13 protein-coding genes are annotated in these 14,551 nt (G+C 64.8%); 12 read left to right on the top strand and 1 reads right to left on the bottom strand.

The annotated features are described in order from the left end of the window. Positions 1 to 11 precede the first annotated feature (11 nt). Together cobA and JAO75_RS08045 are read left to right on the top strand one after the other, a co-directional pair. On the top strand, positions 12 to 806 hold the full coding sequence (gene cobA, locus JAO75_RS08050; RefSeq protein ID WP_199048165.1) for a uroporphyrinogen-III C-methyltransferase: 795 nt from the start codon (positions 12 to 14) through the stop codon (positions 804 to 806). After that, entirely contained in the window at positions 803 to 2,125 is a 1,323-nt protein-coding gene (locus tag JAO75_RS08045) for a cobyrinic acid a,c-diamide synthase CobB (protein WP_199048163.1), read from the top strand. The genes cobA and JAO75_RS08045 overlap by 4 nt, the downstream gene beginning before the upstream one ends. Before the next feature lie 12 nt (positions 2,126 to 2,137). On the opposite strand, the gene JAO75_RS08040 is transcribed toward JAO75_RS08045, so the two are convergent. Beyond that, positions 2,138 to 2,512: a response regulator gene (locus JAO75_RS08040; protein WP_199048161.1), complete on the bottom strand. Its 375-nt coding sequence runs from the start codon at positions 2,510 to 2,512 to the stop codon at positions 2,138 to 2,140. Between the two features lie 224 nt (positions 2,513 to 2,736). On the opposite strand from JAO75_RS08040, the gene JAO75_RS08035 reads away from it, so the two are divergent. From JAO75_RS08035 to JAO75_RS07990, 10 genes are all read left to right on the top strand, one after another. Further along, positions 2,737 to 4,260, top strand: a complete 1,524-nt coding sequence (locus tag JAO75_RS08035; RefSeq protein ID WP_199048159.1) for a sensor histidine kinase — start codon at positions 2,737 to 2,739, stop codon at positions 4,258 to 4,260. Positions 4,261 to 4,496: 236 nt separating this feature from the next. Beyond that, positions 4,497 to 4,700, top strand: coding sequence for a hypothetical protein (locus tag JAO75_RS08030; RefSeq protein ID WP_199048157.1), 204 nt, complete (start codon positions 4,497 to 4,499; stop codon positions 4,698 to 4,700). Between the two features lie 327 nt (positions 4,701 to 5,027). Beyond that, positions 5,028 to 7,031, top strand: a complete 2,004-nt coding sequence (locus JAO75_RS08025; protein ID WP_199048155.1) for an AMP-dependent synthetase/ligase — start codon at positions 5,028 to 5,030, stop codon at positions 7,029 to 7,031. Next, positions 7,028 to 7,828, top strand: a complete 801-nt coding sequence (locus tag JAO75_RS08020; RefSeq protein ID WP_199048153.1) for an ABC transporter ATP-binding protein — start codon at positions 7,028 to 7,030, stop codon at positions 7,826 to 7,828. The genes JAO75_RS08025 and JAO75_RS08020 overlap by 4 nt, the downstream gene beginning before the upstream one ends. A gap of 9 nt (positions 7,829 to 7,837) precedes the next feature. Next, on the top strand, positions 7,838 to 8,794 hold the full coding sequence (locus JAO75_RS08015; protein WP_199048151.1) for a branched-chain amino acid ABC transporter permease: 957 nt from the start codon (positions 7,838 to 7,840) through the stop codon (positions 8,792 to 8,794). Between the two features lie 12 nt (positions 8,795 to 8,806). After that, on the top strand, positions 8,807 to 9,892 hold the full coding sequence (locus tag JAO75_RS08010; protein ID WP_199048149.1) for an ABC transporter permease subunit: 1,086 nt from the start codon (positions 8,807 to 8,809) through the stop codon (positions 9,890 to 9,892). A gap of 73 nt (positions 9,893 to 9,965) precedes the next feature. After that, positions 9,966 to 11,288, top strand: a complete 1,323-nt coding sequence (locus JAO75_RS08005; RefSeq protein WP_199048147.1) for an ABC transporter substrate-binding protein — start codon at positions 9,966 to 9,968, stop codon at positions 11,286 to 11,288. Positions 11,289 to 11,437: 149 nt separating this feature from the next. Beyond that, on the top strand, positions 11,438 to 12,271 hold the full coding sequence (locus JAO75_RS08000; protein WP_199048145.1) for an ABC transporter ATP-binding protein: 834 nt from the start codon (positions 11,438 to 11,440) through the stop codon (positions 12,269 to 12,271). 100 nt (positions 12,272 to 12,371) lie between these two features. After that, entirely contained in the window at positions 12,372 to 12,761 is a 390-nt protein-coding gene (locus tag JAO75_RS07995) for a DUF805 domain-containing protein (protein WP_199048143.1), read from the top strand. A gap of 100 nt (positions 12,762 to 12,861) precedes the next feature. After that, positions 12,862 to 14,094 carry a phenylacetate--CoA ligase family protein gene (locus JAO75_RS07990; protein WP_199048141.1) on the top strand — a complete coding sequence of 411 codons (1,233 nt, stop codon included), beginning with the start codon at positions 12,862 to 12,864 and terminating at the stop codon, positions 14,092 to 14,094. Positions 14,095 to 14,551 lie beyond the last annotated feature (457 nt).

Genomic DNA, 14,551 nt, shown 5'->3' with positions numbered 1-14,551 from the left:
GGGAGACCCGCATGACCGCCCTCTCCCGCCTCACGCCGCCGTTTGCGCCCGGCACGGTCTGGCTCGTCGGCGCAGGCCCGGGCGATCCCGGCCTGCTCACGATCCATGCCCTGAATGCCCTCGCAAAGGCGGATGTCATCGTCTACGACGCCCTCGTCGATCCGGCCGTCCTGTCCTTCGCCCGCGAAGGCGCTGCCCTGGAATTCGCCGGCAAGCGCGGCGGCAAGCCCTCGGCGGTTCAGCGGGACATCTGCGAGCGGCTGATCGGGCTCGCCCGCGAGGGCAAGCGCGTGCTGCGGCTCAAAGGCGGCGACCCGTTCATCTTCGGGCGCGGCGGCGAGGAAGCGCTCGCCCTGTCCGAGGCCGGCATTCCCTTCCGCATCATTCCCGGCGTATCGAGCGGGCTTGCCTCGCTTGCCATCCATGGCGTGCCGGCAACCATGCGCAAGACCAACCATGCGGTGATCCTCGCCACCGGCCATCCGGCTCCTGATGCGGAGATCGAGTGGGCCTCGCTTGCCCGCACGGGCGCGCCCATCGTGCTCTACATGGCGGTGTCGAACCTTCCCTCCATCGTGCATGGCCTCATGGAGGGTGGTTTGCCTGGCGACACGCCGGCGCTCGTGGTCCATGGCGCGACGACCGCCAAGGAGAGCGTCGTAGAGGGAACCCTGGCAACGCTGCCGAAGCTTGCCGAGGATGGGCTGATCCGCTCGCCCGCCATCGTGGCGATTGGAGCGATCGCGGCCTTCCGCTCGGCCATCGCCAATCACCTCCTCGAGTTCGGCAGCGAGGCCGCCCAGTGAGCCTCGGCCCCGGCCTCCTCATCGCCGCACCCCGCTCTGGGTCGGGCAAGACGACCGTCGTGCTCGGGCTTCAGCGGGCGCTCGCCCGCCGGGGCCTCAAGGTGCGCGGCGTGAAATGCGGCCCCGATTACATCGATCCGGCTTTTCATGAGGCCGCCACGGGCGCCCCGAGCTTCAACCTCGACAGCTTCGCCATGGGTGGGCCGCTGCTCGGATCCATCGCCTCGCAGGCTGCCGGCAACGCCGATCTCGTGATCGCCGAAGGCTCGATGGGTCTCTTCGACGGCATCCGGCAGGAGATCGGCCGCACGGGTGCGAGCGCCGACATCGCGGCCCTGCTCGGCTGGCCGGTGATCCTTGTGCTGGACGTCTCAGGCCACGCACAATCGGCCGCCGCCGTCGCGCTCGGCTGCGCCCGCTTCGACCCGCGCCTCACCATCGCCGGCGTGGTGCTGAACAAGGTCGCGAGCGAGAGGCACCGCAGGCTGGTGGAGGACGGCATGGCCCGCATCGGCCTGCCCGTTCTCGGCGCCCTCATGCGCAACGCGGACCTCGCCTTGCCGGAGCGCCATCTCGGTCTCGTCCAGGCGGGCGAAACGGAAGAGCTCGACGCGCGGCTGAAGCGCCTGGCCGATGCGGTGGAAGGCGCCGTCGATCTCGACCGGCTCGCATCCCTCGCCCGCCCGACGCAGCTTGGCAGCCCTAGTGACGTGATCCCCCTGCCACCCCCGGGCCAGCGCATCGCGCTGGCATCCGACCAAGCCTTCTCCTTCGTCTATCCGCATGTGCTCGTCGGCTGGCGCAAGGCGGGGGCCGAGATCGTTCCCTTCTCGCCTCTCGCCGACGAGGCTCCGCGGCCGGACTGCGATGCCTGCTGGCTGCCCGGAGGCTATCCCGAGCTTCACGCCGGGCGCATCGCGAACGCCAGCCTCTTCATCGACGGATTGCGCAGCTTTGCCGCGCGGCAGCCGGTTCACGGGGAATGCGGCGGCTACATGGTCTTAGGGGAGTCCCTGGAGGATGGCGATGGCCATGCTCATGCCATGGCGGGCCTCCTGCCGGTCGAGACGAGCTATGCCAAGCGCAGGATGCATCTCGGCTACCGGGTGGCGGACCTGCTCCATGACGGCGTGCTCGGATCGGCGGGCGCCCGTCTCGTCGGCCACGAGTTCCACTATGCCTCCGTCACCCGGTGCGACACGTCGGCGGAAGCCGCCTTCGCCAGGATCGCGGATGCGGAGGGCAACGACCTCGGCCATGCGGGCCACCGCCGGGGGCTCGTGACGGGCAGCTTCTTCCACACCATCGCCATGCGCTGACGGTGCGGTGTCTCACGTGTTCGGGCTCCGACACGCACGCTGAATCTCGCCCACGAGACGGCCGGGCTGAACCGGCTTCTGCAGCACGGCGATGTCGGGGTGGCGCTCGCCCACTCCCGAAGGCAGCCCGGCGCTTCCGGTATAGACGACGACGCCCACGTTGCGGGCCCGCAGGGATTCCAGCACGGGCGTGACGTCCCCATCGCCCAGACTGACGTCGAGCACCGCCGCGTCGATGGCCTGATCGGCCTTGACGGTCTGACGGGCCTCGCGAAGCGATCCCACAGGACCGATCACCTCCCCCTCGGCCCGCTCGATCAGGTCGCTGATGTCGGTTGCGACAGAAGGATCGTCCTCGACCACGAGAACACGCAAGCCATTCAACATCCCGACCTCCTCGGTTGCAGGGCAAAGGCTACAGATCGAGTCAATTCGCCATGTCGACGGCTGTTCCTGGCGTTTCGCGAGGGGCAGCCATGTGCCTGAGGCCAAAGCGCGGGAACAGAGCTTCGTAGGACCACGTTTCGACAGGTTAGCGTTTTCACACCATGTCATGAGTCCGGCTTGTGAGCAGCAGTCCATCACCGTCCAGAGGAGCCGAACTCCTCCCTATGGCGAACCGATCCGAGGAACTGACATACCGACTCCGGCAGCAGGAGTTTCTGGCGGGCTTCGGCCTCTTCGCCCTGCAGGCGGCGGATCTCGACGCCCTTCTGCAGGAGGCCTGCAGGATCAGTGCCAACGGCCTCGGGAGCGAGCTGTCGAAAGTGCTCGAGCATCGACCGGAGGATGACAAATTTCTCCTGCGCGCCGGCGTCGGGTGGCGGCCCGGGGTGGTCGGGCACGCTCGCGTGTCCGCCGATCTGGGATCTGCGGCGGGCTACGCCTTCCGCACCGGCGAGGCCGTGCTCTCCAGCCACCTCGGCGCCGCCGCCGCCGAGGGTGAGGACCGGTTCCGCGCCTCCCAGGTCATGGTGGAGCATAGCGTGCGGCGTGCGATCAACGTGCCGATCCGCGGGCGCGAAGGACCCTTCGGCGTGCTCGAGGTCGATAGCCCACAGGAGAACAAGTTCACCCAGGCCGACACCGCCTTTCTGCAGGGCGTAGCCAACATCCTGGGCGTCGCCATGGAGCGCGTCAGGGTCGAGCAGGCCGTGCAGGAGAGCGAAGAGAGCTTCCGCACCCTGGCCAATTCCATCCCGCAGCTCGCTTGGATGGCCGACGCTTCCGGTTCGATCTACTGGTACAACCAGCGCATCTTCGACTACACGGGCATGAGCCTCGATGAGATCAAGGGCTGGGGCTGGCGCATCCTGCATCATCCCGACCATGTTGAGCGGGTGGTGGAGCGCATCCGCCATTCCTTCGAGACGGGCGACCCTTGGGAGGATACCTTTCCACTGCGTGGCCAGGATGGGTCCTACCGCTGGTTTCTCTCCCGCGCCCTGCCGATCCGTGACAGCACTGGGCGGATCCTGCGCTGGTTCGGCACCAACACCGACGTGACCGAGCAGCGCGAGGCAGAGGAACGGAACCAGCTGATGACCCAGGAGGTCAGCCACCGGGTCAAGAATTCCCTGGCCCTGGTGGCGAGCCTGCTCGGGCTTCAATCGCGCTCCACCACCAATCCCGAGGCCAGGCAGGCCCTGGAGGACGCCTATGCTCGGGTCCAGACCATCGCGCAGATCCACGACAGGCTCTGGCGGCAATACGACGCCCGGAGCGTCGACCTCTGCGGCTTCCTCAACGACCTCTGCCATAAGCTGCAGGAAACCTCCATGGAGCACCGGCTCGACTTCCGTGGTCACTCGGTCATGATCACGACTGATCGGGCGATTTCTCTAGGCTTGCTGCTCAACGAGATCGTCACCAACGCGTTCAAGTACGCATATCCCGAAGGCGGCGGTGGGCCGGTCGACGTGCGGCTTTCGGCGAGCGACGGGGAGCTCCGGCTCGAGGTGGCGGATCAGGGGGTCGGCCTCCCCGACGGCTTCGACTTCTCCAAGCATCGCAAGAGCCTCGGATCGCGTCTCATCGTGAACATCGCCCGGCAGCTGCAGGCCCGGGTAGAAGCGGGCGAAAACTCTCCCTCCGGGGCCCATTTCAAGGTGACCATGCCGATCGAGCAGGGCTGAGCGGAAGCAGCCTTCCCAGGTCGCCTGCATTTCTGGTCCGGGGATGGCATCATGCCGCAGCAGGGCGAAGGGAAGAAATGGTCATCCTTTTGCCGCAGCTATCGTTCTTGATGCGGCAAAAGCGTGGAAGGAAGCGAGCGGACAAGCAAGCTTGGCAGCCTCGTCCGGCGGAGCGCATGGCGCTCCCACAGGCATTCGAGTTCCCTCCCCTTGCAGCGAGGATCGTGGAGGCGCCCATGAATGAGGCATTCCATATCGGACAGCTTGTCCGGATCAGCAGGCCCGCCTCGGGCTATGCGGATCACCGCACGTACTGCATCGTCTGCCTGGTGTCGAAGGCGGACGGATACGCAATCTACCGGGTCAAGAACACGGTCGGGATCGAGCGCCTCGTCAGAGCCGATGAGATCGAGCCGGCGGCTCTCACGGCCGTCCCCTAGAGCATCGTGCGGCCCGCTGGGTCCACACGATGCTTTTATTCAAGAAGAAGCGTCGGATTTGGCCCCAAAAGTGCAAGTCCACTTTTGGGTCCGATGCTTAGAATGCCTGCGCCGAATCTCTAGACCGCCCGCGGCTGCGGGAAATCGCCTGCATGGGCCATTAGCCCATGGTAGCGGGTCCTGGCCCTTGCCCTCCCCTGACGGGCGCGACAGAATACCCTCAACAAAGCCCGGAACGGGCAGCCGGCATCAGACCGGCAGGTGCATGTGCCGGTACGGCCATGCATCAAGAGGGAACGTAGCCATACCGCGCCGGAAGACGCGCGGATGCCAGGGAGGTTGACGTCTTTGACGACGGCAGCAGATGCGCGCGCAGATACATTTCCAAAACTGCTTGTGCGCAATGCGCGCATGCGCCCCAGCCGCACGGCTTTTCGGCATAAGGACCTGGGGATCTGGCAATCCTGGACCTGGGCCGAGGTGCACGAGATCGTGCGGGCCTATGCGAGCGGACTGCAGTCGCTTGGCCTGAAGCGCGGCGGCAAGATCGCGATCATCGGCTACAACCGCCCCTATCTCTACTGGAGCATCGCGGCGGCCCAGTGGCTCGGCGCGATCCCGATCCCGGTCTATGCGGATTCCGTCGCCGAGGAGATGGCCTATGTACTGGCCCATGCAGAAGTCACACATGCGGCCGTTCAGGATCAGGAGCAGGTCGACAAGCTGCTCTCCGTGTCGGACCAGCTGCCGCAGCTCGAGCATGTGCTCTACGACGAGCAGAAGGGCCTGAGGGATTACGACCACAGCCGTTTGCATGCGATCACGTCCATCGTGGAGGAAGGCCGCGCGCGCCTCGCCGATCCGCAGGAAGCACAAGGCATCGAGCGCGCCCTGCAGGACGGGAAGGGCTCGGACCTCGCGATCATTCTCTACACCTCGGGCACGACCGGCCGCCCCAAAGGCGTGATGCTGACGTCGGATGCGGTGATCGCGGCGGCCCAGATCGGCTGCGAGTTCGACAAGCTCGACGAGACCGACGAGATCATGGCCTATCTGCCCATCGCCTGGGTCGGCGACCACATCTTCTCCTACGCCCAGGCGTTCCTAGCGGGCTTGTGCGTGAACTGCCCTGAGAGCCCGGAGACGGTGGCGGACGACCGCCGCGAGATCGGCGCCACCTATGTCTTCGCCCCGCCGCGCATCTTCGAGAGCATGCTGACGCTCACCATGGTGCGCATCGAGGATGCGAGCGCCCTGAAGCGGCGCATGTTCCATTACTTCATCAACCACGCCAACAAGGTCGGCGAGAGAATCCTGAACGGCGAGCCCGGCGTCGGCGCCTGGGATCGCTTTCTCTGGAACCTCGGCAACATTCTCGTCTATGCGCCGCTTCGCAACCGCTTCGGCATGACCCGGGTGAAGGTGGGCTATACGGCAGGCGAGGCCATCGGGCCGGAGATCTTCCGCTTTTACCGCTCCATCGGCGTGAACCTGAAGCAGCTCTACGGCCAGACGGAAGCCAGCGTCTACATCACCATGCAGCCGAACGGCGAGATCCGCGCCGACACTGTGGGCCGCCCTGCCCCGCAGGTCGAGATCCGCATCGCCGACAACGGCGAGGTGCTCTACCGCTCTCCCGGCATCTTCGTCGGCTACTACAAGGACGACGAGAAGACCGCCGAGACGAAGACACCCGACGGCTTCGTGCATTCGGGCGATGCCGGCTTCTTCGATGCGAGCGGCCACCTCAAGATCATCGACCGCGCCAAGGACGTGGGCAAGATGCGCGACGGCGCGCTCTTCCCGCCGAAATACGTCGAGAACAAGCTGAAGTTCTACCCCAATATCAAGGAGGCGGTCTGCTTCGGCGACGGCCGGGATTATGTTGCGGCCTTCATCAACATCGACCTCGTGGCCGTGAGCAACTGGGCCGAGAGGAACGGCGTGACTTATGGCTCCTACCAGGAGCTCGCCGGCCATCCACGGGTCTACGAGATGATCGAGAAGCACGTGGACGAGGTGAACCGTTCGCTTGCCTCCGAGCCGCGCATGGGCGGCGCGCAGATCAAGCGCTTCCTGATCCTGCACAAGGAGCTCGATGCCGACGACGGCGAGCTCACCCGCACGCAGAAGGTGCGCCGCGGCTTCATCGCCGACCGCTACGCCCCGCTCATCCAGGCCCTCTACGACGGCTCTACCGAGGCCGACATCTCGACGGAGGTCACCTTCGAGGATGGGCGCAAGGGCGTGATCTCCGCACGGGTGAAGATCAAAGACATGACGCTCTATCCGGCCGAACACACCGCGCCGATCCCGGAGGCCGCAGAATGAGAGCGCCCGATCATCCCGTTCTCTCCAAGGGCGACGTGCTGCTCGCGGTCGAGAACGTCTCGCTGGGCTTCGGCGGCGTGAAGGCGCTCACCGACGTATCCTTCGACATCCGCAAGAGCGAGATCCGCGCCATCATCGGGCCGAACGGCGCCGGCAAGACCTCGATGCTCAACTGCATCAACGGCTTCTACTACCCGACGGAAGGCCGCATCACCTTCAAGGGCGTGAGGCGCCCGAAGATGCGCCCCTACGAGGCGGCCCGCGGCGGCATCGCCCGCACGTTCCAGAACGTGGCCCTCTTCAAGAGCATGTCGACGCTCGACAACATCATGGCCGGCCGGTCGATCAAGATGAGGTCGAACTTCTTCTGGCAGCTCTTCCGCCATGGCCCGGCCATGAAGGAAGAGGTCGCGCATCGCAGGTTCGTGGAGGAGATCATCGACTTTCTGGAAATCCAGCACATCCGCAAGACGCCCGTGGGGCGCCTTCCCTATGGCCTCCAGAAGCGGGTCGAGCTCGGGCGCGCGCTCGCCATGGAGCCGGAACTCCTGCTGCTCGACGAGCCCATGGCCGGCATGAACCTCGAGGAGAAGGAGGACATGTCGCGCTTCATTCTCGAGGTGAACCAGCAATACGGCACCACCATCGCGCTCATCGAGCACGACATGGGCGTGGTGATGGATCTCTCCGACCGGGTCGTGGTGCTGGAATACGGGCGCAAGATCGCCGACGGGACGCCGGCCGAGGTCAAGGGCGACCAGCGCGTGATCGATGCCTATCTCGGCGTGGCGCATTGAGGACGGGCGATGGACATTCTCTATAAGATTTTCATCGAGCCCTTCGTCTTCATGGGCGAGGCGCCGGATCTCCTGATCCAGACCCTCTGGGAGGGGCTCGTCTCCGGCGTGCTCTATGCGTTGATCGCGCTGGGCTTCGTGCTCATCTTCAAGGCCTCGGGTGTGTTCAACTTCGCTCAAGGGATCATGGTCGTGTTCGCGGCCCTGACCCTGGTGGGTCTCTACGAGGCAGGCGTGCCGGCCTTCCTGGCGCTCATCCTCGCGGTGCTCATCATGCTCGTTCTCGCCGTCGTGGTGGAGCGGGTGGTGCTGCGCCCGCTCGTCAACCAGCCCGACATCATTCTTTTCATGGCGACCTTCGGGCTCACCTATTTCCTCATCGGCTTCGGCGAGCTCATCTTCGGCGGCAACCCCAAGGAGATGATCACGAGCGAACTCTACCTGCCGCGGGGCACGACGGAGGTCGAGATGCTGGGCGGCTTCGTGCGCTTCCAGCACCTCGACATCGCCGCGACCGTAATCGCGTCGATCATGATCGGCCTGCTGGCGGTGTTCTTCTCCAAGACCCGCATCGGCCGGGCGCTGCGCGCCGTTGCGGACAGCCACAAGGCGGCCCTTTCGGTCGGAATCTCGCTCAACCAGATCTGGGTGATCGTGTGGTTCGCCGCCGGCATCGTGGCGCTCGTCGCCGGCATCATGTGGGGCGCACGCGCGGGCGTGTCCTTCTCGCTCCAGATCATCGCCCTGAAGGCGCTGCCCGTGCTCATTCTCGGCGGCTTCACGTCCATTCCCGGCGCCATCATCGGCGGGCTCATCATCGGCGTCGGCGAGAAGCTCGGCGAGTTCTACTGGGGCCCTCTCGTGGGCGGCGGCATCGAGACCTGGCTCGCCTACGTGATCGCCCTGCTCTTCCTGCTCTACAGGCCGCAGGGGCTGTTCGGCGAAAAGATCATCGAACGCATTTAAGGGGATTTGTCAGTGCTCTACCGCGAGGCCGGCCAGTTCAAGACCAACTACGTCGCCGACAGCGCGATCTTCCCCCTGCGCCAGGACAGGATCGGGATCGGCCTCATTATCGTTGCCGCCTATGCCCTCGCCTTCCTGGGGAACGACTTCCTCCTCCAGGCGGTCCTGATCCCCTTCCTGGTGTTCTCGCTCGCTTCCATCGGGCTCAACATCCTCACGGGCTATACGGGGCTCCTGTCGCTCGGCACCGGCGCGTTCATGGGCGTGGGCGCCTATGCCTGCTACAAGCTGATGACCGCCTTTCCCGAGGTGAACGTCATCGTCTGGATCCTCATGTCGGGATTCTTCTCCGCCGCCATCGGGGCCCTTTTCGGCCTGCCGTCGCTCAGGATCAAGGGCTTCTACCTCGCGGTTGCGACGCTCGCGGCGCAGTTCTTCCTGCAATGGTGCTTCATTCGGATTCCGTGGCTGGTGAACTACAACGTCTCGGGAGCTCTCGAGGCGCCCCTGCGCACCCTGTTCGGCATTCCGATCATCGGCGCCACCGCGACCCCGCAGACGCGCTATCTCGTGGTGCTGACCATCGTGATCCTGCTCACCTGGCTCGCCTCGAACCTCGTGCACGGCCGCATCGGGCGCATGTGGATCGCCATCCGCGACATGGACCTGGCCGCGGAACTCATGGGCATCCGCCCGCTGCAGACGAAGCTCCTGGCCTTTGCGGTCTCGTCCTATTACTGCGGCGTCGCCGGCGCGCTCCTCGTCTTCCTCTGGTACGGCGGCGCGGAATACGACGTCTTCAACATCAACCAGTCCTTCTTCATCCTGTTCATGGTGATCATCGGCGGATTGGGCAGCCTCATCGGCTCGTTCTTCGGCGCGGCGCTCATCTTCATCCTGCCGATCGTGCTCGGCATCGTGCTGCCGGCAATGCTGTCGCCCTTCGGCATCTCGGTGGGGGCCGACGTCATCGAGCATCTGCGCTTCATGATCGTGGGCGCGCTCATCATCTTCTTCCTGATCGTCGAACCGCACGGCCTCGCGCGGCTCTGGCAGATTGGCAAACAGAAGCTCCTGGTCTGGCCGTTCCCCTACTGACGGCGGGCCACAAGGAGACGGGAACTGCGAACCTCCGGCGCGATGCCGGACAACAACGGGAGGAAACGCAAAAATGTCGTTTCGCAAAATTGGTCTTGGATTAGTCGCCGCGACGCTGTTCGCCGGCACCGCCCTGCCTGCCTTCGCGCAGGATTCGGTCTATGTTCCCCTCTTCACCTATCGCACGGGCCCCTTCGCCGGCTCGGGCATTCCCATCGCCGACGGCATGCACGACTACCTGCAGATGCTGAACGAGCGTGATGGCGGCATCGGCGGCGTCAAGCTCGTGCTCGAGGAGTGCGAGACCGGCTACGACACCAAGAAGGGTGTGGAATGCTATGAGTCCGTGAAGGGCAAGAACCCGGTCATCGTGAACCCGTGGTCCACCGGCATCACCCTGCCGCTGATCCCGCGCGCCTCCGTGGACAAGATCCCGATCCTGTCCATGGCCTATGGCCTCTCGGCCTCGGCCCGCGGCGACATCTTCCCCTGGGTGTTCAACCCGCCGGCCACCTACTGGGACGGCATGTCGATGATCATCAAGTACATCGGCGAGAAGGAAGGCGGACTGGAGAAGCTGAAGGGCAAGAAGATCGGCTTCCTGCATCTCGACGCCGCCTTCGGCAAGGAGCCGATCCCGCTGCTCCAGGAACTCGCCAAGCAGTACGGCTTCGAGGTGGCGCTCTACCCTGTCGCCGCCCAGGACATGCAGAACCAGTCGTCCCAGTGGCTGAGCGTGCGCCGCGACCGTCCCGACTACATGGTCATGTGGGGCTGGGGCGCCATGAACGGCGCGGCCGTGAAGGAAGCGGTCCGCTCGGGCTATCCGATGGACAAGTTCTATTCCGTCTGGTGGCCGGGTGAGGACGACGCCCGTGCGGGCGGCGCAGGCGCCAAGGGCTTCAAGATGCTGAACTGGCATGCGGTCGGCACGGACTACCCTGCCCTGAAGGACATCCAGAAGCACGTGGTCGACAAGGGCCTTTCCAAATCCCCCAAGGATAAGGTCGGCGAGCTTCTCTACAACCGCGGCATCTACAACTCGCTGCTGATCGCGGAAGGCATCGCACAGGCTCAGAAGCTCACCGGCAAGAAGGTCGTGACCGGCGAGGATGTGCGCCGCGGCATGGAGAACATCAAGCTCGATCCGGCTCGTCTCAAGGAGTTGGGCCTCGAAGGGTTCACGGACCCGATGACCCTCACCTGCACGGACCACAACAGCCACAGTGCGGCCTTCATGCAGGAATGGGACGGCTCGAAGTGGGTGAAGATCTCCGAGCCCATCAAGCCGATGACCGAGCAGGTCCGCGCCCAGCTCGACGCCGCAGCGAAGGACTATGCCGACAAGAACCCCGGCTGGCCCAAGCGCTCCGAGCGTTGCGACAACCAGAGCTAAGACCACAGCCCCTCTCCCGCGAAGCGGGAGAGGGTTTCCCAGGTGTCAACTTGGGACGGGAGCGGGAAACGCTCGATTTTCGGCAGCCCTCTCCCGCCTCAAGCCGTTCCACCCTCTCCTGCGATCAAGGAGAGGGCCAGGAGATTGTCATGACCGCCGCAGCCCTGCAGCCTGCTCCTGCCGAAACCGTCCTCACGGTCAACAACATCGAGGTCGTGTACGACCACGTGATCCTCGTGCTAAAGGGCGTCTCGCTCACCGTGCCCAAGGGGGGCATCGTGGCGCTCCTCGGCGCGAACGGCGCCGGCAAGACGACGACGCTCAAGGCCATCTCCAACCTGCTGCACGCCGAGCGCGGCGAGGTGACGAAGGGCTCGATCGAGTTCAAGGGCGAGCGGGTCGACAAGCTCTCGCCGAACGAACTCGTCCGGCGCGGCTGCATCCAGGTGCTGGAGGGCCGCCACTGCTTCGGCCACCTCACCATCGAGGAGAACCTGCTCACCGGCGCCTTCACGCGCAAGGACGGCAATGCCGCCATCCGGCGCGACATCGAGGCGATCTACGAATACTTCCCGCGCCTCAAGCAGCGGCGCACCTCCATGGCGGGCTACACCTCCGGCGGCGAGCAGCAGATGTGCGCCATCGGCCGCGCCATGATGTCCAAGCCCTCGATGATCCTGCTGGACGAGCCCTCCATGGGTCTTGCGCCGCAGATCGTGGAGGAGATCTTCGAGATCGTGCGCAAGCTCAATGCGACGGAGGGCGTGTCCTTCCTGCTCGCGGAGCAGAACACCAACATGGCGCTGAAATACGCCACCTACGGCTACATCCTCGAGACCGGCCGCGTCGTGATGGACGGGCCCGCACAGATGCTGCGCGAGAACGAGGACGTGAAGGAATTCTACCTCGGCGTGTCGGAGGGGGACCGCAAATCGTTCCGTGAGGTGAAGAGCTACAAGCGCCGCAAGCGCTGGCTGGCGTGAAGCGCGATGTGCCGCGCCGCACTTGACGCTACGTCATTGATCTTCTTACGGTCCGCTCTCGTGAGCGCTGATCTCACGGCATCTCAATATGGGGGCATCAATGGACTTTTCTCAAGCGATCAAGACCTGTCTCAATAACTACGCCACCTTCTCGGGGCGCGCCCAGCGCTCGGAGTACTGGTACTTCTTCCTGTTCATGGTGATCGCGAACATCGTGGCCAGTGTTCTGGACTCCGTGATCTTCGGCGACATCCCGCTTCTCTACCTGGTCGCCACCCTGGGTCTTCTGGTCCCCGGCATCGCCGCCGGCGTGCGCCGCCTGCACGATACCGACAAGTCGGGCTGGTGGCTCCTGATTGGTCTCATTCCGGTGGTCGGCGCCATCGTGCTGATCGTGTTCTTCTGCCAGCGCGGCACCGTCGGGCCGAACCGGTTCGGGCCCGATCCGCTGCAGGCATCGATCTCGAACGTGCATATGGCTCGCGCATAACGTTTCGCCTGCGCGACCATGAAACGCCAGTTGAAGACATCGTCGGGTCATGCCGACGATGTCCCTAAAAGCAGCAGCCTGTTGAACGAGGGACATGCTCTTGGCAGACCACTACGACGCTCTCGAGACCCGTGATCCCGCCGAGCGGGAAGCCTCACTCTTCACGCGGCTGCCGGAGCTTCTGAAGCGCGCGGTGCAGGCTCCGGCCTATGCGGAGCGCCTGAACGGCATCGATCCAGCCGGCATCACAAGCCGCGAAGCGCTCGCAACCCTCCCCGTTCTGCGCAAGGCCGAGTTGCCGGCCTTGCAGAAGGCCGCCCTCCCCTTCGGCGGCTTCGTGCCCGGCCAGCCGGGATCCTTCGGCCGCCTCTTCACCTCGCCCGGACCGATCTTCGAGCCGGAACCGGCTGTGGCCGATCCGTGGCGGTCTGCGCGCGGCCTGTTCGCCGCCGGGTTCCGGCAGGGCGACGTGGTGCTCAACACTTTCAGCTATCACCTGACGCCGGGCGGCTTCATCATGGATTCCGGCGCACGAGCCCTGGGCTGCGCTGTCATTCCGGCCGGGCCCGGCAACACCGAACAGCAGTTCGAGCTGATCGAGGCCTATCGCCCGGTGGCCTATTGCGGCACGCCCGATTTCCTCAAGATCCTGCTCGACGGCGCAGCAGCCGGTGGACGAGACATCTCCTCCATCAAGCGCGCGCTCGTGTCGGGCGCAGCCTTCCCGAAATCGCTCCAGGAGGAATTCTCCTCAAGGGGCATCGAGGCCTATCAGGCCTATGCCACGGCGGATCTCGGCTTCATCGCCCATGAGACCCGCGCCCGCGAAGGGCTCATGGTCAACGAGGACATCATCGTCGAGATCGTCCGGCCGGGAACCGGCGACCCGGTGCCGGAGGGCGACGTGGGCGAGATCGTCGTCACAACCTTCGACCCACATCACCCCTTCATTCGCCTGGCCCTCGGCGATCTCACCGCCGTCATGGCGGGCGCGAGCCCCTGCGGGCGCACCAACATGCGCATCAAGGGCTGGATGGGCCGGGCCGACCAGGCCACCAAGGTCAAGGGAATGTTCGTGCGCCCCGAGCAGGTGGCGGAGGTCGGCCGCCGTCATCCCGAGCTGGGGCGCTTGCGCCTGGTCGTCACCCGCGAGGGCGAGACGGACGTGATGACGCTCGCGGCCGAGACCGCTGCGCCGAGCGACAATCTGGCCGCTGAAGTCGCGGCGACCCTGCAGAGCGTCGCAAAGCTGAAGGGAGCCGTCGTGTTCGCCTCGCCCGGGGACCTGCCGAACGATGGAAAGGTCATTGCGGACGAGCGCAGATACGACTGACCTGCCTCGCTTTCATCTCGGCAAGCCGGCTTTGCGCTAATGCAAGGACAGCCAAGCTCAGATGCCTTGAACGCCTGACTCGCAGTTCATAAGCTCAAGCTCGGAAGTGATTCGAAAAATCCGGAAAAGATAAGGGATTACAAAAAGAAAGAGCACCCCGAAGGGTGCTCTAAGGTGTCCGGCCGTAGGGGCAAAAATGACCGGAGATGCCTATAAACGCGCTGTTCGAAGGTTAGTTCCAAACTTTTTTAGAAAATTTTTATGCCCAAAACCGCGCCTCAATGAAGTCACCTTTTCGCGGTCTAGAGCTGAGCTTCCCGTGGGGGCAACTACGGGCCGGGGCCGCGACCACAGATCCTTCAAGGACGGGTCGCGGCCAATTTCCCGCCGAGACTCTCTGCCCTAAAGCATCGGACCCAAAAGTGGACTTGCACTTTTGGGATCGAATCCGATGCTT

It is taken from the genome of Microvirga splendida (assembly GCF_016427565.1).
GTDB lineage: Bacteria > Pseudomonadota > Alphaproteobacteria > Rhizobiales > Beijerinckiaceae > Microvirga > Microvirga splendida.
This window is presented reverse-complemented; position numbering and strand designations above follow the sequence as displayed.